General features: G+C 69.1%; 15 protein-coding genes. 11 read left to right on the top strand and 4 right to left on the bottom strand.

Annotation, left to right across the window (positions count from 1 at the left end):
* The first annotated feature begins 6 nt into the window (after positions 1-6).
* Together RAB70_RS12410 and RAB70_RS12405 are read left to right on the top strand one after the other, a co-directional pair.
* A complete protein-coding gene (locus RAB70_RS12410; RefSeq protein ID WP_017908109.1) occupies positions 7-828 on the top strand; it encodes a DUF4097 family beta strand repeat-containing protein in 822 nt (273 codons plus the stop codon).
* A 45-nt stretch (positions 829-873) separates the two neighbouring features.
* Positions 874-1,434, top strand: a complete 561-nt coding sequence (locus RAB70_RS12405; RefSeq protein WP_148827763.1) for a DUF2884 family protein — start codon at positions 874-876, stop codon at positions 1,432-1,434.
* A gap of 99 nt (positions 1,435-1,533) precedes the next feature.
* On the opposite strand, the gene RAB70_RS12400 is transcribed toward RAB70_RS12405, so the two are convergent.
* Positions 1,534-2,397, bottom strand: coding sequence for a DMT family transporter (locus RAB70_RS12400; RefSeq protein ID WP_148827762.1), 864 nt, complete (start codon positions 2,395-2,397; stop codon positions 1,534-1,536).
* Between the two features lie 160 nt (positions 2,398-2,557).
* On the opposite strand from RAB70_RS12400, the gene RAB70_RS12395 reads away from it, so the two are divergent.
* Positions 2,558-3,925 (top strand): PLP-dependent aminotransferase family protein, encoded by a 1,368-nt coding sequence (locus RAB70_RS12395; protein WP_148827796.1) that lies wholly within the window; start codon positions 2,558-2,560, stop codon positions 3,923-3,925.
* A gap of 79 nt (positions 3,926-4,004) precedes the next feature.
* A complete protein-coding gene (locus tag RAB70_RS12390; RefSeq protein WP_017915026.1) occupies positions 4,005-4,445 on the top strand; it encodes a hypothetical protein in 441 nt (146 codons plus the stop codon).
* 216 nt (positions 4,446-4,661) lie between these two features.
* Here RAB70_RS12390 and RAB70_RS12385 read toward each other — a convergent pair whose 3' ends face one another.
* The 3 genes from RAB70_RS12385 to RAB70_RS12375 form a co-directional block, all read right to left on the bottom strand.
* Positions 4,662-6,095 carry an aspartate ammonia-lyase gene (locus RAB70_RS12385; protein WP_148830443.1) on the bottom strand — a complete coding sequence of 478 codons (1,434 nt, stop codon included), beginning with the start codon at positions 6,093-6,095 and terminating at the stop codon, positions 4,662-4,664.
* Between the two features lie 319 nt (positions 6,096-6,414).
* A complete protein-coding gene (locus RAB70_RS12380; protein ID WP_148830444.1) occupies positions 6,415-7,419 on the bottom strand; it encodes a YiiG family protein in 1,005 nt (334 codons plus the stop codon).
* Positions 7,416-7,652, bottom strand: coding sequence for a hypothetical protein (locus tag RAB70_RS12375; protein WP_148830445.1), 237 nt, complete (start codon positions 7,650-7,652; stop codon positions 7,416-7,418). Before RAB70_RS12375 ends, RAB70_RS12380 begins: the two co-directional genes overlap by 4 nt.
* Positions 7,653-7,817: 165 nt before the next feature.
* Here RAB70_RS12375 and RAB70_RS12370 point away from each other — a divergent pair, with 165 nt between their 5' ends.
* From RAB70_RS12370 to sucB, 7 genes are all read left to right on the top strand, one after another.
* Complete coding sequence (locus RAB70_RS12370; protein WP_017911492.1) at positions 7,818-9,137, top strand: hemolysin family protein; 1,320 nt, start codon at positions 7,818-7,820, stop codon at positions 9,135-9,137.
* A 36-nt stretch (positions 9,138-9,173) separates the two neighbouring features.
* Positions 9,174-10,541, top strand: coding sequence for an adenylosuccinate lyase (purB, locus tag RAB70_RS12365; RefSeq protein ID WP_017908117.1), 1,368 nt, complete (start codon positions 9,174-9,176; stop codon positions 10,539-10,541).
* A 159-nt stretch (positions 10,542-10,700) separates the two neighbouring features.
* Positions 10,701-11,303: a DUF3060 domain-containing protein gene (locus RAB70_RS12360; protein WP_148830446.1), complete on the top strand. Its 603-nt coding sequence runs from the start codon at positions 10,701-10,703 to the stop codon at positions 11,301-11,303.
* Positions 11,304-11,586: 283 nt separating this feature from the next.
* Positions 11,587-12,828: a JmjC domain-containing protein gene (locus RAB70_RS12355; RefSeq protein ID WP_148830447.1), complete on the top strand. Its 1,242-nt coding sequence runs from the start codon at positions 11,587-11,589 to the stop codon at positions 12,826-12,828.
* Positions 12,829-12,835: 7 nt separating this feature from the next.
* Complete coding sequence (locus RAB70_RS12350; RefSeq protein ID WP_148830448.1) at positions 12,836-13,732, top strand: GNAT family N-acetyltransferase; 897 nt, start codon at positions 12,836-12,838, stop codon at positions 13,730-13,732.
* A 182-nt stretch (positions 13,733-13,914) separates the two neighbouring features.
* A complete protein-coding gene (locus tag RAB70_RS12345; RefSeq protein WP_148829755.1) occupies positions 13,915-16,740 on the top strand; it encodes a 2-oxoglutarate dehydrogenase E1 component in 2,826 nt (941 codons plus the stop codon).
* Positions 16,741-16,787: 47 nt separating this feature from the next.
* Positions 16,788-18,002, top strand: a complete 1,215-nt coding sequence (gene sucB, locus RAB70_RS12340; protein WP_148829754.1) for a dihydrolipoyllysine-residue succinyltransferase — start codon at positions 16,788-16,790, stop codon at positions 18,000-18,002.
* Positions 18,003-18,096: the final 94 nt, after the last annotated feature.

Here is an 18,096-nt window from a genome sequence, read left to right as displayed (position 1 = left end):
TTTCCGATGCGCAAGACCCTCGCCCTGTGTGCCCTGCTGTCGCTGCCGGCCGTCGCCATGGCCGACGACTGCAAGTATTCCGAACCGCGCGAACTGAAGCTGGACCTGACCGGCGTCAAGTCGGTGCTGCTGGACGTGCAGCAGAACGACCTCAAGCTCAGCGGCGCCAGCGGCGACTCCACCCTGCGCGGCCGCGCCTGCGCCTCCGACGCGGACATGCTCAAGGAGCTGACCCTGCGCCAGCGCCACGACGGCGACACCCTGGTGGTGACGCTGAAGCACGAGGGCAAGATCCACGGCATCAGCGTCGGCAACCGCTACGCCTACCTCAACGTGGCCGGCAGCATCCCGGCCAACCTGCCGGTGCAGCTGCAACTGGGCTCCGGCGACGCCGAGATCAGCGGCGTGGCCTCGCTCGACGCCAAGGTCGGCTCCGGCGACCTGCACGCGCAGAACATTCGCGGCGCGGTCAGCGCCACGGTCGGCTCCGGCGACATCGAACTGCGCAATGTCGGCAGCGTGGCTTTGCCGACGCTGGGCTCGGGCGACGTCAAGGCCGATCAGGTCGGCGGCGACGTCAAGGTCGGCACCGTCGGCTCCGGCGACCTGACCGTGCACGGCGTGCGCGGCAGCGTGCAGGTCGACAGCGTCGGCTCCGGCGACGTGCAACTGCGCGACGTCACCGGCAATGTCGCGGTGCAGACGGTCGGCTCCGGCGACCTGGATGTCGGCACCGTCGGCGGCAACCTGAGCGTGCAGAAGGTCGGCAGCGGCGACGTCACCCACCGCGGCGTGCGTGGCAGCGTCAACCTGCCCAAGCCGCGCTGATCCTGCTACCCGATTCTCCTTCCACATCCACACGAGGACGCGCCCATGCAGTACCGTTCCCTGTCCCTGGCCGGCGTCGCCCTGGCCGTGCTGTTCTCGCTCAGCGCCTGCCAGCGCTCGGCCTCGTCGAACGACCGCGTCGTCGTCGATCACGGTGGCGCGCAAAGCCTGACCTTCCTCAACGGCGACCTCACCCTGAAGGCCGATGGCCAGCCGCCGGCCACCATCACCCGCGACGGCAAGCTGCTGATCGACGGCAAGCCGGTCGCGCTGGACGCCGAGCAGCAGCGCCTGTTGCTGGCCTACCGCAGCCAGATCGAGGCGGTCGGCAAGCAGGGTGTGGAAGTCGGCAAGGCCGGCGCGGCACTGGGCGTGAAGGCGGCCGGCGATGCGATCAGCGGCGTGCTCAGCGGCGACACCGACCATATCGGCGCGCAGGTCGAGGCGCAGGCCGACAAGATCAAGCAGGCGGCGCTGAAGATCTGCGACCAAGTCGCCGCGCTGCGCGCCGCGCAGGATGCGCTGATGCAGAAGGTGCCGGCGTTCCGTCCGTATTCCACGCTGGAAGACAGCGACGTCAGCGACTGCAAGCACTCGGCCGCGTAATCGGCGGCAGCCACGCTGCCGCGACCATCGTCCACGAGCGCCCGCTGAGTCCGCGCTCCACCCGGCAGGCGTGCAAACGCCTGCCGGGCGGTCGCGGTTTCAGCGGGCGTAGTGTTTCGCGCCGGCCACGCAGACCATCGCGACCAGGGTCACCGCCAGCATCGTCCAGCGCACCGTTTCGTGCAGCAGCAACGCGGCCAGGCCCAAGCCGATGAAGGGCTGGAACAACTGCAGTTGCCCGACCGCCGCGATCCCGCCTTGCGCCAGGCCGCGGTACCAGAACACGAAGCCGATCAACATGCTGAACAGCGAGACATAGCCCAGGCCAAGCCATGCCGGCATGCGCACGGTGCCGAACGACGCAGGCTGCGTCAGCAAGGCCAGGGACACCATCAGCGGCAGCGACAGCACCAGCGCCCAACAGATGACCTGCCATCCGCCCAGCGTGCGCGACAGGCGCGCGCCCTCCGCATAGCCCAGCCCACACAGCACCACCGCGGCCAGCATCAGCAGATCGCCCTGCCACGAGGCGTCGATCCCGCCGATCGCCGCATAGCCGACGACGCTGCAGGCACCGGCCAGCGAGAACACCCAGAACGGTGGACGCGGGCGTTCGCCGGCGCGCAACACGGCGAAGACGGCGGTGCACAACGGCAGCAGGCCCACGAACACGATGGAATGCGCCGAGGTGACGTGCTGCAGCGCCAGTGCGGTCAGCAGGGGAAATCCGGCCACGACCCCCAGCGCCGTCATCGCCAAGGCGGGGAGTTCGGCGCGGCGCGGACGCGGTTGCCGAAACCCGAGCAGGAGCGCCAGCCCCAGCGCGGCGGCAATGCTGGCGCGGGCGCAGGTCAGGAACACGGGGGAGAAATCGGCGACCGCGACGCGCGTTGCGGGCAACGACCCCGCAAAAATCATCACGCCGATACATCCATTGATCCAGCCACCGGTGGTTTTTTCCATGCGCGTCTCCTTCTGCATCGCCGTTGAGTAGATGCCTCGCGGGACCAATCCGGCCAGATACGATCCAATACGGTTTCGCAGTACTGTTATGGCTCAAGACCCAGTACAGCTGACGACAGTGGACAGACCCGCAGCACCCGGCACGCGCATCGATGCGGTGATGGCCGACATCCGCGCCCGCATCGCCAACCGCACCAGCCTGCCGGGAGCGCGCCTGCCCTCCGTGCGTGCGCAGGCGCGCGCGCTGCGGGTGTCGGTGTCGACGGTGGTGGAAGCCTACGAGCGGCTGGCGGCCGAGGGCGCGATCGCGGCGCGCCCAGGGTCGGGCTTCTATGTGGCCGGGTCGGTGGCCCCACTGGCGCTGGCGCAACTCGGCCCGAAGCTCGACCGGCAGATCGATCCGCTGTGGGTATCGCGGCAGTCGCTGGAAGCGGATGCGCGCGTGCTCAAGCCCGGCTGCGGCTGGCTGCCACCCGAATGGCTGTACGGCGCGGGCATGCGCCGCGCACTGCGCACGCTGGCGCGCGCCGACACGCAGGAACTGACCGAGTACGCCACGCCCCTGGGCCACCCCGGCTTGCGCCAATTCCTGTCGCGACGGCTGGCGGGCAATGGCGTGCAGGCGCCGCCCGAACAGATCCTGCTCGCCGAATCGGGCACGCATGCGATCGACCTGATCGGCCGTTTCCTGCTCTCGCCCGGCGACACGGTGCTGGTCGACGACCCGTGCTACTTCAATTTCCATGCCTTGCTCAAGGCGCATCGCGTGCAGGTCGTGGGCGTGCCCTATACGCCGAACGGACCGGACGTGGCGCACTTCGAAGCGGCGCTGCGGGCGCATGCGCCGCGGCTGTACATCACCAATTCGGGGATCCACAACCCCACCGGCGCGACCCTGTCCGCGGCGACGGCGCACCGGCTGCTGCTCCTGGCCGAGGGCTCGGACCTGGTGATCGTCGAGGACGACATCTTCGCCGACTTCGAGACCAGCCCCGCCCCGCGGCTGGCGGCCTTCGACGGTCTGGCGCGGGTCATCCAGATCGGCAGCTTTTCCAAGACGGTGTCGGCGTCGCTGCGTTGCGGCTACATCGCCGCACGTGGCGACTGGATCGAAAGCCTCGCCGACCTGAAGATCGCCACCAGCTTCGGCGGCGGCCGGCTGGCGGCCGAGGCCGTGCGGATCGCCCTGACCGACAGCGGCTACCGCCGGCATCTGGAGACCTTGCGGCGGCGCCTGGCGGAGCAGATGGCCAGGACGGTAGAGCGGCTCCAGGGTCTCGGCATCCGACCCTGGCTGATTCCACGGGCCGGCCTGTTCCTTTGGTGCAGGCTGCCCGCGGGCATGGAGGCCGCGGCGATCGCGCACGCCTGCCTGCAGGAAGGCGTGGTGCTGGCGCCGGGCAATGCCTTCAGCCAGTCGTTGAGCGCAGGCGATTTCCTGCGTTTCAACGTCGCGCAATCCACCGACGAACGGATGTTCAGCGTGCTCGCGCGCGCCATGCAGTCCGCTTCGACCTCACGCAGCTGATGCGCGGCCAGCGCGCCTCGCCACGACCGCAGCCGCCGCACGTTCTAGAATGCCCGCACTCCCCCACTGCATCGCCTCCATGAAGAAGACGCTGTTCGCCTGGTTCTCGCTGCTGTCGTTATGCCTGCTGCTCGCCGCCTGCGGCGGACGCGGCGGCGAGACCACCTCCTCGCGCGCCGAGCGCAGCAAGCCGCGGGTGGCGGTGGACAGCATGAACGTGATGCTGCGCCGCGCCCCGGCCGCCAATGCCACCATCGGGCCCGACGGCAGCCTGCGCATCGACGACATCGAACTGCCGCTGCCCGCCGCGCAGCGCACCGAACTGCAGCAGTTGTTCATGCACCTGCAGATGCAGCGCCAGCGCACCCTGGAGACCGCGGCGCCGGACCCGAACATGCGCTCGGTGGGCTTCGCGCCGACCCCGGAGATCACCGAAGCGCAGGCGGCCGTGCTGCGCGACATTCCCTCGTTGCAGCCGTATCGCGACAGTTTCGGCAACCTGCAGGCCGAACGCCGCTGAGACGTGCCGGCGCGCGTGCGCCGGCATGAGAGCCTTCAGTAAGAGTTCGCTCCTTCCTTTAGGAGCGGCTTCAGCCGCGATGGGCTTTACCGGGAAGGCCCGTCGCGGCTGAAGCTGCTCCTACGCAGCTTGCGATAAGGTGTCTGGGCGCAGTGTGGGAGGGACTTCGTCCCGACGGCTGTCAGGTTCAACCGCCAGCATGCGCTCCGTCACGACTCAGCCGCCGCCACCCGCGCCGGCATGGATGCCGCCTTCGGTCAGTGCGGCAGGGTCCAGCAGCCGGCGCAGTTCGTCCTCGCCGAGGCCGCTGTCCTCCCTGGCCACCTCCAGCACCGGCCGGTTCTCCTTGTAGGCACGCTTGGCGATCGCCGCGGCCTTCTCGTAGCCGATGATCGGATTCAGCGCGGTCACCAGGATCGGATTGCGGTCCAGCGCCTCGCGTACCCGCTCCTCGCGCACCTTGAGCCCGGCGATCGCCGAATCGGCCAGCAGCACCGACACGTTGCCCAGCAACTGGATCGAGTCCAGCAGGTTCGCCGCGATCAGCGGCAGGGTCACGTTCAACTGGAAGTTGCCGGTCTGCCCGGCCACGGTGATCGCGGTGTGGTGGCCGATGACCTGCGCGCAGGCCATCACCGTGGCTTCGGGAATCACCGGATTGACCTTGCCCGGCATGATCGAGCTGCCCGGCTGCAGCGCCGGCAACTCGATCTCGCCGAGGCCGGCCAGCGGCCCGGCGTTCATCCAGCGCAGGTCGTTGGCGATCTTGATCAGCGCCACCGCCAGCGCGTTGAGCTGGCCGGACAGTTCCACCGCATCGTCCTGCGCGGCCAGGCCCTCGAACTTGTTCTCGGCGCTCTCGAAGGTATGGTCGGTCAGCGCCGACAGCGCCTTGGCGACCTTGCCGCCAAAGCGCGGATCGGCGTTGATGCCGGTGCCGATGGCGGTGCCGCCCAGCGGCAGCCGGCGCAGGCGCTTGAGGCTGTCGTCGATGCGCGCCTGCGCCGACACCAGCTGCGCCGACCAGGCACCGAACTCCTGGCCGAAGGTCAGCGGCATCGCGTCCATCAGGTGGGTGCGCCCGGTCTTGACCACACCCTGCAACTGCTTGGCGCGCTTGTCGATCGTCTTGCGCAGGTGCTTGAGCGACGGCAGCAGATGCTCGCGCGCAGCGAGCAACGCAGCGACGCGGATCGCGGTGGGGACCACGTCGTTGGAACTCTGGCCGAGGTTGACGTGGTCGTTGGGATGCACCGCCGGCCGTGTCTTGCTGCCGTTCTTGCCCTCGGCCTTGGCGGCGCGGTTGGCCAGCGTGGCAATGACCTCGTTGGCGTTCATGTTCGATGAGGTGCCGGACCCGGTCTGGTAGATGTCGATCGGGAAGTGCGCGTCGTGGCGACCATCGGCCACCTCAAGCGCCGCGGCCTGGATCGCCTTGGCGACGGCCTTCGGCAACAGCTCCAGGTCGGCATTGACGCCGGCCGCGGCGGCCTTGATCAGGCCCAGCGCGCGGATGAAGCCGCGTGGCATCGGCTGCCCGGACACCGGAAAGTTCTGCACCGCACGCTGGGTCTGCGCTCCCCACAAGGCCTCTGCAGGCACCTGCAGTTCGCCCATGCTGTCGTGTTCGACCCTGAATGTGTCACTCATCGCACAATCTCCGCATCTGCAAAAGGGAATCCATCGGCGCCGTCGTCGGACGTCCGGGGAGGCAGGCTGGCGGGACTGCGGCTGGCGCGCGCATTATCCGTGGCGCAGCGCCCGGCGTCAGCAGTGTGCGCCGGCGGATGTTAGGAATGTCTGGAGGCGTGCCAGGCGCGCGCGGTGATCGGCGGATGCAGGCAGCCAACGCGGTGACCGTCGACGGTACGCAATGACCGGCCGTAGCGCCGACAAGACGCGGCAGCACGCGGGCTGCCGTGGCGACCGCCGCGGCAGACCGGCGGCATTGCGCCGCCGGCCAGGACGCTTACTGCTGGCGATTGCTCTGGAACACCAGGTCGTTGTAGCTCTTCATCAGGCGTGCCGGCGAGCCTTCCGGCGCGACGATCGGATTGTCCAGCGAGCGCTGCTCGAATGCGCTGTACGGAATCTTCTCCGCCACCCGCTTGATGCGCGCCTTGGATTCCTTGCGGAAGTTCTCCGCCGCGGTCTCGAAATCGCTCCAGTCGGACTTGCCCGGCTCCTGGTTGGCGACCTTGGCGTGCGCCTCGTCGGACAGGCTGTTGAAGCCGGCCACCAATGCCGTGGCCTTGGCGGTGTCGAAGTCGTCGTCCTGCATCAGGCCGACGATGTCCTTGGCCTCGAGCATCATCGACAACCGATAAAAGTCGCGGGTGCGGCCCTCGGCCTTTTCCATCGCCTTCAGCTGTTCGCGCTGTGCGGCGTCGTTCTGCGCCTCCAGTTCGTGGCTGAAGGCCTCGCTGGCCTCGTGGAATTCGGACAGCGCGGCCATCAGCGGCGCATGCAGTTGCTTGCCCTTGGCGAACTGGTCGTCCTGGTAGTCCTCGCGGTCGTAGTAGTCGCGCGCCTGGTTGGCCAGCGGCTGCAGCGTCTTCAAGGCGGCCAGATAGCGCTTCGCCGCGGCATCCAGCGCCGGCAGCGACGGCTTGGCCGCGATCGCCTGGGTCATCGGCGCATCGCACAGCTTCATCGCGTACTCGTCGATCGGGGCGGGCCCGTACACGCTGGTTTCCTTGCCGGTGGGGCCGGCCTTGGGATCGGCCATCCAGCGCACGTACTGCTGCGCGCCTTCGTGGATGCGTCCATCGACCTTGTTGAAGCATTCGATGTAGGCGTTGAGTTTGCCGGTCAGCGCCTGGTCCGCGTCGCTGGCGCCGACATCGGCGGATGCATGGTTGGCATCGGCACTGGCATCGGAACCGGCCGGTGTCGCCGCAGGCTTGCCACCGCAGGCGGTGAGAAAAACGGACACAGCGGCTGCCAGCGCCGCCAGACGCAAGGAAGATTTCATGGGGGAATATCGAGATTGAAAACGGTTACAGAAAGTCTAGCAAACGAAAAGATCGTCGCGGCGTGATGGTTGAGTGCGGGGATGATCAGCCATTCGGCTGCTGAAAGGCCGGGGAGTCGGGATTGGGGATTCGCAACAGCGGTTGCGCGTCCTTCCACGGTATTCGTTGGCGACGCTTTGCCTGTGACGGACTGCGCGAGATGGCGCGCGCCTGCGGCGGCGACGCAGTGCATCGGCTAGACTGCGGCGACGTATCACCGATGGAAATCTCACGCCGCCATGGGCGACGATTCAGACTGTAGATGCCGGCGCACGCTGCGCCGGACCACGCACCCCGCCGTTTCCACCCCTCCCGCCCGGCGCCATGACGCGCCAGCCGCGCGCGCCGGGGAACGCACATGATCGGCAACCTCCTGCTGCTGGCACTGGCGATGCTGCTGGTGCTGCTCAACGGCTTCTTCGTCGCCGCCGAGTTCGCCCTGGTCAAGTTGCGCCACACGCAGGCCGTGGGCCTGGCCGAGCACCACGGCTGGCGCGGCCGCCTGCTGCTCAACGTGCACGGCCACCTCGACGCCTACCTGTCGGCCTGCCAGCTCGGCATCACCCTGTCCTCGCTGGGCCTGGGCTGGGTCGGCGAGCCGGCCTTCGCGCACTTGCTGCAGCCGCTGTTCGACCTGCTGGGGCTGAGCGAAGAGGCGGCGCGCCTGAGCGCCTTCGTCATCGCCTTCAGCGTCATCTCGTTCCTGCACATCGTGCTGGGCGAACTGGCCCCGAAGTCGATGGCGATCCGCCGCCCGGAGCGCATGTCGCTGTGGACCGCCGCACCGCTGTACCTGTTCTACTGGGCGATGTATCCGGCGATCTGGCTGCTCAACACCAGCGCCAACGCGCTGCTGAAGGCCGCGGGCTGGGGCGATGTGGAGCACACCTCGCATCGCTATTCGCGCGAGGAGCTGAAGCTGATCGTCGGCCGCCAGCAACCCGCCGGCGGCGCGCCGGATCACGAGCTGACCCTGATGAGCCATGCCTTGGAGTTGCCGGAACTGGTGGCCGGCGACCTGATGCGCGCGCGCGACCATCTGCGCGGGTTCCGCGAGGGCATGGCGCTGGACGCGGTGATGGCCGAGTTCGCCGACAGCCGCTACAGCCGCTATCCGTGGTTCGACCGCGACGGCGAGCAGGTGCTGGGCATCCTGCACATGAAGGACCTGCTGGTGGAGATCGCCCGCGGCCGCCGCAGCGACGACCTGCGCCCGCTGCTGCGCCCGGCCAATCTGATCGCACTGGAAACGCCGGTGCCGCTGGTGCTGGAGCGCTTCCGCACCGGTACCACGCACATGGCGCTGTGCGTGGACGAGCACGGCCGCATCCTCGGCTACTTCACCCTGGAAGACCTGCTGGAAGTGGTGGTCGGCGACATCGAGGACGAGCACCCGCACGTGGTCAAGGACGCGCCGACCCGCGGCGCCGACGGCAGTGTGCTGGTGGCCGGCTCGACCTCGATCTTCCGCCTCGAACGCCTGCTCGGCCGCGACCTGCGCGCACCGGAGCACCTCAACTCGGTCGGCGGGCTGATCGTGCACCAGTTGCAGCGGCTGCCCGAGGAAGGCGAGCAGTTGGAGATCGACGGCCACCTGTTCACGGTCAAGCGCATGGCCGGGCACCGCATCCAGGCGGTGACGGTACGCCTGGCGCCGGCCGAGGCCGCGCCGACGTAGAATGGCGCTCCCGCCGACACCACCCCACGCCCCGCCATGTCCGATTCCGCCCTGCTCGCCCTGTCCCCGCTCGATGGCCGCTATGCCGGCAAGGTCGACGCCCTGCGGCCGATCTTCTCCGAATACGGCCTGATCAAGGCGCGGGTGAAGGTGGAGATCGAATGGCTGCTGGCGCTGGGCGCCGAGCCGGGCATCGGCGAGCTGGCCGCGTTCTCGCCGGCGGCGGCGCAACGCCTGCGCGCGCTGGCCGAGGGCTTCGGCGTGGAGCACGCGGCGCGGGTCAAGCAGATCGAGCGCACCACCAACCACGACGTCAAGGCGGTGGAGTACTTCATCAAGGAGCAGCTCAAGGACGACGCCGAACTCGGCCCGGCCCTGGAGTTCGTGCATTTCGCCTGCACCAGCGAGGACATCAACAACCTCAGCTACGGGCTGATGCTGGAGCAGGCCCGGCGCGAGGTGCTGCTGCCGACCCTGGACGCGGTGATCGCGACGCTGCGCGCCCTGGCCCATGCGCAGGCCGCACAGCCGATGCTGTCGCGCACCCACGGCCAGACCGCCTCGCCGACCACCCTGGGCAAGGAGATCGCCAACGTCGTCGCCCGCCTCGAGCGCCAGCGCCGGCAGATCGCCGCGGTCGAGCTGACCGGCAAGATCAACGGCGCGGTCGGCAACTACAATGCCCACGTCGCCAGCTATCCCGACGTCGACTGGCCGGGCTTCGCGCAGCGTTTCGTGGAAAGCCTGGGCCTGGTGTTCAACCCCTACACCACCCAGATCGAGCCGCACGACAACGTCGCCGAACTGGGCGACGCCACCCGCCGCGCCAACACCGTGCTGATCGACCTGGCGCGCGACATCTGGGGCTACATCTCGCTGGGCTACTTCAAGCAGAAGCTCAAGGAAGGCGAAGTCGGCTCCTCGACCATGCCGCACAAGGTCAACCCGATCGACTTCGAGAACGCCGAAGGCAACTTCGGCATCGCCAACGCCCTGTTCGAGCACTTCTCGGCCAAGCTGCCGATCAGCCGCTGGCAGCGCGACCTCACCGACTCCACCGTGCTGCGCGCGCTCGGCACCGCCTTCGGCCATACCCAGGTGGCGCTGGACTCGCTGGCCAAGGGCCTGGGCAAGCTGACCGTGAACCCGGAGCGCCTGGACGCCGACCTGGATGCCGCCTGGGAAGTGCTGGCCGAAGCCGTGCAGACGGTGATGCGCCGCCACGGCCTGCCCAATCCCTACGAGCAGCTCAAGGCGCTGACCCGCGGCCAGGGCATCACCGCCGACTCGATGCGCGCCTTCGTCGAGACCCTGGACCTGCCCGAGGACGCCAAGCAGCGCCTGCGCGAGCTGACCCCGGGCGGCTACGTCGGCCTGGCCGAGCGGCTGGCGCGCGGCGTCTAGGGCGCGTCACCCATTCCCGAGTATGCCGCGTTGGGTCTGCCAGGCCCAACCCGAAGGGCCACGGCGCGGCATGCTCGGGGATTGATGGCACGCCCTAGTCCCGTCCATCCTGGGTTAATCGGCCGGGGGCATGCTGGTGGCTCACAGCAGAGTCCCGCGATGAGACCCACCCCGTTGTTTGTGTTGCCGCTGCTGATCCTGGCCGGCTGCGCGCAGGCGCCACGCCCGCCGGCCGGCGATGGCGCGCACACCGCCGCCCCACGCACCGTGGTCATGCCGGCCGCGCCGCCGATCGCGGCGGCGCCGTCGGCCGGCGACATCGCCGATGGCGACGAGCGCGACGCCGAGGCGCCGATCCGCATGGCCGCCTCGGCCAGCGGCGACATCGATTGCGACGGTCGCGACCTGAACATCGTCGGCCGCGACGCCACCCTGGTGCTGCACGGGCATTGCGCCACCGTCAGTCTGTTCGGCCGCAACGGCAACCTGCAGATCGAGCGGGCCGACACCCTGCGCGTGCTCGGCGACAACGCCCAGATCGCGATGCGCGGCGATGCCGGGCAGGTCGCCTTGTTCGGCCGCCATGGCCGGCTGCAAATGGCGCGCATCGCGACACTGGACGTGTCCGGCGACCAGAACCAGTTGCAGGCCAGCGAGATCGACACCATCGCTCTGCAGGGCAACGGCAATGCCATCGTCCAGCGCAGCGGCAGCGCCCAGGTCGACGACAGCGGCCGCGACAACCGCATCCTGGTCCAATAGCGCGAGCGGCGCTGCGCCCCCACTGCCCTGACCTACCCGGCGTCGCCGTCATCGCCCAGTCCGGATGCGCCTGGCGCCGCCCCTGGCCTGCGCGCACGGGGTCACCCACGTTGCGCGGTCGCGACACACCGCCAGGGCATCCGCGCGGCCGTCCATCCGCGCACAGCGGCGCACACGAAGGCCAGCGCGATGGCCCCACGGGCCAAACCGGCGGACAATGGCCGGGTCCGCCGGCGCCGCTGCGCCTGCCCTTTACCTTCCGCGTCGCAAGGACCCACCGCACATGGCTGCCCGCAAGACCGCCCCTCCCGCCTTCGAACTCCACGCCCGCCCCGGGCAACCGCTGGGCATGCCCGCGGCGACCTTCCTGCGCGACTACTGGCACAAGCGCCCGTTGCTGATCCGCAACGCCTTCCCCAACTTCGTCTCACCGATCGAGCCCGGCGACCTGGCCGGCCTGGCCTGCGAGGAAGCGGCGCTGTCGCGGCTGATCGAGCACGACCGCGCCAACGACCGCTGGCGGGTGCGCAGCGGCCCGTTCCAGGAGCACGAATTCCCGGGCATGCCCGACCACGACTGGACCCTGCTGGTGCAGGACGTGGACAAGTGGGACCCGGACATCCGCGCTCTGCTCGAGCAGTTCCGCTTCCTGCCGCGCTGGCGGGTGGACGACGTGATGGTCAGCTTCGCCGCGCGCGGCGGCTCGGTCGGCGCGCACGTGGACCACTACGACGTGTTCCTGCTGCAGGCCCACGGCCATCGCCGCTGGCAGATCGACGCCAGCGTCGCACTGGGCCGCCCGGCGCCGCCGACCGACTTCCGCGACGACGTGGAGCTGAAACTGCTGCGCCAGTTCGACCCGACCCACGACTGGGTGCTGGGACCGGGCGACATGCTGTACCTGCCGCCGCTGGTGCCGCATCACGGCGTCGCCGAAGACGCCTGCCTGACCTTCTCGGTGGGCATGCGCGCACCGTCCTCGGCCGAGCTGATCGCCGATTACCTGGACACCCTGATCGACGGCGCCGACGAGGCATTGCGCTACCACGACGAAGACCTGCAGGCGCCGGCCGATCCGTACGAGATCGACGCGGCGGCGATGGGTCGCGTGGTCGAGGCGCTGAACGCCCTGCGCATGAACGACCCGGACAAGCTGGGCGCCTGGTTCGGCCGCTTCATCACCACCTACCGTGCCGCTGGCGAGATCCTGCCGCCGGCCGGCCTGCCGCCGGCGGAAGAGATCGCCGCCGCGCTGGAACAAGGCCTGGTCCTGCAGCGGCACCCGTGGGCGCGGCCGGCGTGGCGGCGTGCCAGCCGCGGCGCCATGCTGTTCTGCAGCGGCCAGGAGTTCGCGCTGCCGGTCAAGGACGCCAAGCGCCTGGCCGCGGCCGAACACATCGACGGCACCGACTACGCCGCGCTGTCGGCGGCCGGCAGGCAGACCCTGCTGGAGCTGATCGAAGGCGGCTTCTACCAGCCGCTGGAGGCCGAGGACGCCACCGACGAGGACGCCGACGCGGCCTGATCCGACCATGCCCGGCCCCGGTTTCCGCATCGCTGCGCTCGACCCCGTCCGCGACGGCGCCGAACTGCGCGCGCTGCGTGCCGCGGCCGGCACCGCCGTGGACCTGGCCGACGCCGCCGCCGCGCTGGACGCGCTGGGCGACCATCTGGTCGCGCGCAGCGACGACGGCCAGGCGGTGGGCGCGGCCCGGCTCGGCGCGGACCGGCGGATCGCCGCGCTGGCGGTGCTGCCGGACTGGCGGGGACGCGGCGTCGGCAGCGCGCTGCTGCGCGGCCTGATCGAGACAGCGCAGCGCCGGCACTGGCCGCAGTTGGAACTGCAGGCGCCGGCCGCGGCACTGGCGTTCTGTGCCCGCCACGGCTTCCTGCCGCCCCCGGGCGGCGTGGCCGCCACCGCGGAGGCCGTGCCGCTGCGCCGCCGCTTCGACGGCGCGGTGGCGGTGGAGGACGCGGCGATGGCGATCGCCGCCAGCATCGCGGTGCTGGCGCAGGCCCGCCGCCAGGTGCTGATCCACAGCCGCATGCTGGATCCCGGCCTGCTCGACGATGCCCGCGTGGTGGAGCAACTGCGGCGCTTCGCGGTCGCCGCGCATGCCAAGCAGGTGCGTGTTTTGCTGCACGACGCGGCCGCGCCGCAGCGCGTCGGCGCCCCCTTGCTGGCGCTGGCACAGCGCCTGCCCAGCGTGTTCCAGTTCCGCGAAGTCAGCGATCCGGTGGACCGCAGCGACGCCACCGCCTACCTGGTCAACGACGGCGGCGGCTACTACTTCCGTGGACTCGGTCACCGTTACGACGGCGAGACCGACCTGCTCGGTGGCGGCCGCGCGCGCCAGTTGCGCGCCACCTTCGACCGGGTCTGGGAGCGCGCCCGGCCCTGCAGCGAACTGCGCGCCCTGGGCTGGTGAGGCGGCCGCGACCACGCCGCAACTGCCACGGATGAACCGGGATCGGCCTTGACCACGCCGAATGCACACCCCGGCTGGTTCATGGGGGTATAATTTTTGCGCTTGATTACGCCCGCGCGGCCCTCGCGTCCGCCGGTTCCTGCCGCAAGCCACCCCAAACAAAGCGACCGCACCCCACCATCGTGGACAATCTACTCAAGCAGTTTGCGCAGTCATCGCAACTCGCCGGCGGCAATGCCGCCTATATCGAAGACCTGTACGAACAGTATCTGGTCTCTCCCGACAGCATCGATCCCAAGTGGAAAACCTACTTCGACGGCTTCCAGGGCCGCGATGCCGGTGACGTCCCCCACTCGGCGGTCATCGCCCACATCGCCAGCGCCGCGCGCCAGGCCGCCAACAGCGGCACCGGCCCGAGCGGCGACGAGCGCGAGCGCCATGTCGGCCGCCTGATCACCGCCTACCGTTCGCGCGGCCACCTCGGCGCGCGGCTGGATCCGCTGGGCCTGACCCCGCCGGTGAACCCGCCGGACCTGGGCCTGCCGTTCCACAGCCTGTCGGAAAGCGATCTGGGCAGCGAGTTCAGCACCGGCGGCCTCGGTGGCCAGCCGCGGATGAAACTGCGCGACCTGCTGGCGCGGCTGAAGGCGACCTACACCGGGTCGATCGGCAGCGAGTTCATGCACATCTCCGAGTTCGAACAGCGCCAGTGGATCTACCAGCGCCTGGAGAACGCGGGCGGCAACATCGCCGGCGACACCGCCAGCCGCCGCCGCACCCTGGAGCGGATCACCGCCGCCGAGGGCCTGGAGCGCTACCTGCACACCAAGTACGTCGGCCAGAAGCGCTTCTCGCTGGAAGGCGGCGACTCGCTGATCCCGATGATGGACGTGCTGGTGCAGCGCGCCGGCAGCGACACGGTCAAGGACATCGTGGTCGGCATGGCCCACCGCGGCCGCCTCAACGTGCTGGTCAACACCCTGGGCAAGAACCCGCGCAAGCTGTTCGACGAGTTCGAAGGCAAGTTCGAGCACGCCCACGACGACCGCGCCCACACCGGCGACGTGAAGTACCACATGGGCTTCTCCGCCGACGTGGCGGTGGCCGACGGCAAGTCGGTGCACCTGGCGCTGGCGTTCAACCCCTCGCATCTGGAAATCGTCGACCCCGTGGTGGTCGGCAGCGTGCGGTCGCGCCAGGAGCGCTACGGCGACGCCGCGCGCAAGTCGGTGCTGCCGGTGATCATCCACGGCGACGCCGCGTTCGCCGGCCAGGGCGTGGTCATGGAGCTGTTCCAGATGTCGCAGGCGCGCGGCTTCGCGGTCGGCGGCACCGTGCACATCGTGGTCAACAACCAGATCGGCTTCACCACCAGCGCCCGCGACGACGCCCGTTCCACGCTGTACTGCACCGACGTGGCCAAGATGATCGGCGCGCCGGTGTTCCATGTGAATGGCGACGATCCGGACGCGGTGGCGTTCGTGGCCAACCTGGCCTACGACTTCCGCCAGCAGTTCAACAAGGACGTGGTCATCGACCTGGTCTGCTACCGCCGCTGGGGCCACAACGAGGCCGACGAGCCGGCGGCCACCCAGCCGGTGATGTACCAGACCATCCGCAAGCACAAGACCACCCGCGAACTGTACGCCGCCCAGCTGGAAAGCGAAGGCGTGCTGCAGGCCGGCGAGGCGCAGGCGCTGGTCGACGGCTACCGCAACAAGCTCGACTCGGGCGAATACACCACCGAGCTGGCGACCCGCAAGCCCGACGAGTTCGCCATCGACTGGTCCAAGTACCTGTCGGGCAAGCTGTCGGACAAGGTCGACACCACGGTCAAGCGCAAGACCCTGGACCAGCTGGCCAAGATCATCACCACCATCCCGGGCGGCGTCGAGCTGCACCCGCGCGTGGCCAAGATCTACGAGGACCGGGTGAAGATGGCCGCCGGCGAACTGCCGGGCGACTGGGGCTTCGCCGAGAACCTGGCCTACGCCACCCTGCTGGGCGAAGGCCACAAGCTGCGCCTGGTCGGCCAGGACGCGGGCCGCGGCACGTTCTTCCACCGCCACGCGATCCTGCACGACCAGAAGACCGACAGCTACTACCTGCCGCTGCGGCAGCTGGTGGAGAACCCGGAAGACGCCACCGTGATCGACTCGCTGCTCAGCGAGGAGGCGGTGATGGGCTTCGAGTACGGCTACTCCACCACCGATCCCAACGCGCTGTGCATCTGGGAAGCGCAGTTCGGCGACTTCGCCAACGGCGCGCAGGTGGTGATCGACCAGTTCATCGCCGCCGGCGAAGCCAAGTGGGGCCGCATCTCGGGCCTGTCGCTGTTCCTGCCGCACGGCTACGAAGGCCAGGGCCCGGAGCACAGCTCCGCACGCCTGGAGCGCTTCCTGCAGCTGTGCGCGCTGGAGAACATGCTGGTCTGCGTGCCGACCACCCCGGCGCAGGCCTTCCACATGATCCGCCGGCAGATGCGCATGTCCACGCGCAAGCCGCTGGTGGTGATGACGCCCAAGTCGCTGCTGCGCCACAAGCTGGCGGTGTCGACGCTGGAGGAACTGGCCGACGGCGAGTTCCAGCACCTGATCCCGGACGCCAAGGCCGACCCGAAGAAGGTCAAGCGCGTGGTCGCGTGCTCGGGCAAGGTCTACTACGACCTGCTCGAGGACCAGACCAAGCGCGGCCAGGACGACGTCGCCATCCTGCGCGTGGAGCAGCTGTATCCGTTCCCGCGCGAGCTGCTGTCGGCCGAACTGAAGCGCTACGGCAATGCCACCGACTTGGTCTGGTGTCAGGAAGAGCCGCAGAACCAGGGCGCCTGGTACCAGATCAAGCACCACCTGCAGGCCTGCCTGGCCGACGGACAGAGCCTGCACTACGCCGGCCGCGCCCGTTCGCCGTCTCCCGCCGCCGGCCACTTCGCCGAGCACGTGGAAGAGCAGCTGAAGCTGGTCGCCGATGCGCTGTTGAATCCGTTCAACGACCAAGTCGCTGAATAAACCCCCTTTCACACTTCAAAAAAGACACCACTAGGACGCCCCCTGCAATGGCCACCGAAGTCAAAGTTCCGGTACTGCCCGAATCCGTATCCGATGCCACCATCGCCAGCTGGCACAAGAAGGCCGGTGAGGCGGTCAAGCGCGACGAGAACCTGGTGGACCTGGAGACCGACAAGGTCGTGCTGGAAGTGCCCTCGCCCGTCGATGGCGTGCTGAAGGAGATCAAGTTCGAGACCGGCGCCACCGTGACCAGCTCGCAGATCCTGGCGATCATCGAGGAAGGCGCGACCGCCGCTGCGGCGCCGGCCGAGGCCAAGGTCGCCGAGGCGCCAAAGGCCGAAGCGCCCAAGGCCGCCGCCGCGGAAGCACCGAAGGCCGCCAAGGCCGACGCGCCGAAGGCCGCCGGCGATGTGTCCAGCCTGCCGCCGGGCGCGCGCTTCAGCGCCATCACCGAAGGCGTGGACCCGTCGCAGGTCGAAGGCACCGGCCGCCGCGGCGCGGTGACCAAGGAAGACATCCTCAACTACGCCAAGAACGGCGGCGCCGGCAAGGCCGCCGGTGCGCGTCCGGAAGAGCGCGTGCCGATGACCCGCGTGCGCAAGCGCATCGCCGAGCGTCTGATGCAGTCGAAGAACTCGACCGCGATGCTGACCACCTTCAACGAGGTCAACCTGGCCAAGGTTTCGGCCGCGCGCAAGGAGCTGCAGGACGAGTTCCAGAAGGCTCACGGCATCAAGCTCGGCTTCATGAGCTTCTTCGTCAAGGCCGCGGCCAACGCGCTGCAGCGCTTCCCGCTGGTCAATGCCTCGATCGACGGCGACGACATCATCTATCACGGCTACAGCGACATCTCCATCGCCGTGTCCACCGACAAGGGCCTGGTCACCCCGGTGCTGCGCAACGTCGAGCGGCAGTCCTTCGCCGACATCGAACAGGGCATCGCCGACTACGCCAAGAAGGCGCGCGACGGCAAGCTGAGCCTGGAAGAACTGCAGGGCGGCACCTTCACCGTGACCAACGGCGGCACCTTCGGCTCGCTGCTGTCGACCCCGATCATCAACCCGCCGCAGAGCGCGATCCTGGGCATGCACGCGATCAAGGAGCGTCCGATCGCCGAGAACGGCCAGGTCGTGATCGCGCCGATGATGTACCTGGCGCTGTCCTACGACCACCGCATCATCGACGGCAAGGACTCGGTGCAGTTCCTGGTCGACATCAAGAACCAGCTGGAAAACCCGGGCCGGATGCTGTTCGGTCTGTAAGAGCCGGGAATCGGGAATGGAGAGTGGGGAATGGGACAAGCGCCCATTTCCCTGCCCTGTTCCCGCCTGGACCTGGATGGGAGGCGGCAGGCGC

The sequence above is a fragment of the Xanthomonas sontii genome, from assembly GCF_040529055.1.
In the GTDB taxonomy this organism is placed as follows: domain Bacteria; phylum Pseudomonadota; class Gammaproteobacteria; order Xanthomonadales; family Xanthomonadaceae; genus Xanthomonas_A; species Xanthomonas_A sontii.
The sequence above is the reverse complement of the archived record's forward strand: the minus strand, read 5'-3'. Positions and strand labels throughout refer to the sequence as shown.

What these genes read in the sequence shown, in the direction of transcription:
- sucB (WP_148829754.1), top strand. Translation starts at nt 16,788, where the DNA reads ATGGCCACCGAAGTCAAAGTTCCGGTACTGCCCGAATCCGTATCCGAT.
- RAB70_RS12355 (WP_148830447.1), top strand. Translation starts at nt 11,587, where the DNA reads ATGGCTGCCCGCAAGACCGCCCCTCCCGCCTTCGAACTCCACGCCCGC.
- purB (WP_017908117.1), top strand. Translation starts at nt 9,174, where the DNA reads ATGTCCGATTCCGCCCTGCTCGCCCTGTCCCCGCTCGATGGCCGCTAT.
- RAB70_RS12350 (WP_148830448.1), top strand. Translation starts at nt 12,836, where the DNA reads ATGCCCGGCCCCGGTTTCCGCATCGCTGCGCTCGACCCCGTCCGCGAC.
- RAB70_RS12390 (WP_017915026.1), top strand. Translation starts at nt 4,005, where the DNA reads ATGAAGAAGACGCTGTTCGCCTGGTTCTCGCTGCTGTCGTTATGCCTG.
- RAB70_RS12380 (WP_148830444.1), bottom strand. Translation starts at nt 7,419, where the DNA reads ATGAAATCTTCCTTGCGTCTGGCGGCGCTGGCAGCCGCTGTGTCCGTT.
- RAB70_RS12385 (WP_148830443.1), bottom strand. Translation starts at nt 6,095, where the DNA reads ATGAGTGACACATTCAGGGTCGAACACGACAGCATGGGCGAACTGCAG.
- RAB70_RS12405 (WP_148827763.1), top strand. Translation starts at nt 874, where the DNA reads ATGCAGTACCGTTCCCTGTCCCTGGCCGGCGTCGCCCTGGCCGTGCTG.
- RAB70_RS12375 (WP_148830445.1), bottom strand. Translation starts at nt 7,652, where the DNA reads ATGCACTGCGTCGCCGCCGCAGGCGCGCGCCATCTCGCGCAGTCCGTC.
- RAB70_RS12360 (WP_148830446.1), top strand. Translation starts at nt 10,701, where the DNA reads ATGAGACCCACCCCGTTGTTTGTGTTGCCGCTGCTGATCCTGGCCGGC.
- RAB70_RS12370 (WP_017911492.1), top strand. Translation starts at nt 7,818, where the DNA reads ATGATCGGCAACCTCCTGCTGCTGGCACTGGCGATGCTGCTGGTGCTG.
- RAB70_RS12400 (WP_148827762.1), bottom strand. Translation starts at nt 2,397, where the DNA reads ATGGAAAAAACCACCGGTGGCTGGATCAATGGATGTATCGGCGTGATG.
- RAB70_RS12395 (WP_148827796.1), top strand. Translation starts at nt 2,558, where the DNA reads ATGGCCGACATCCGCGCCCGCATCGCCAACCGCACCAGCCTGCCGGGA.
- RAB70_RS12410 (WP_017908109.1), top strand. Translation starts at nt 7, where the DNA reads ATGCGCAAGACCCTCGCCCTGTGTGCCCTGCTGTCGCTGCCGGCCGTC.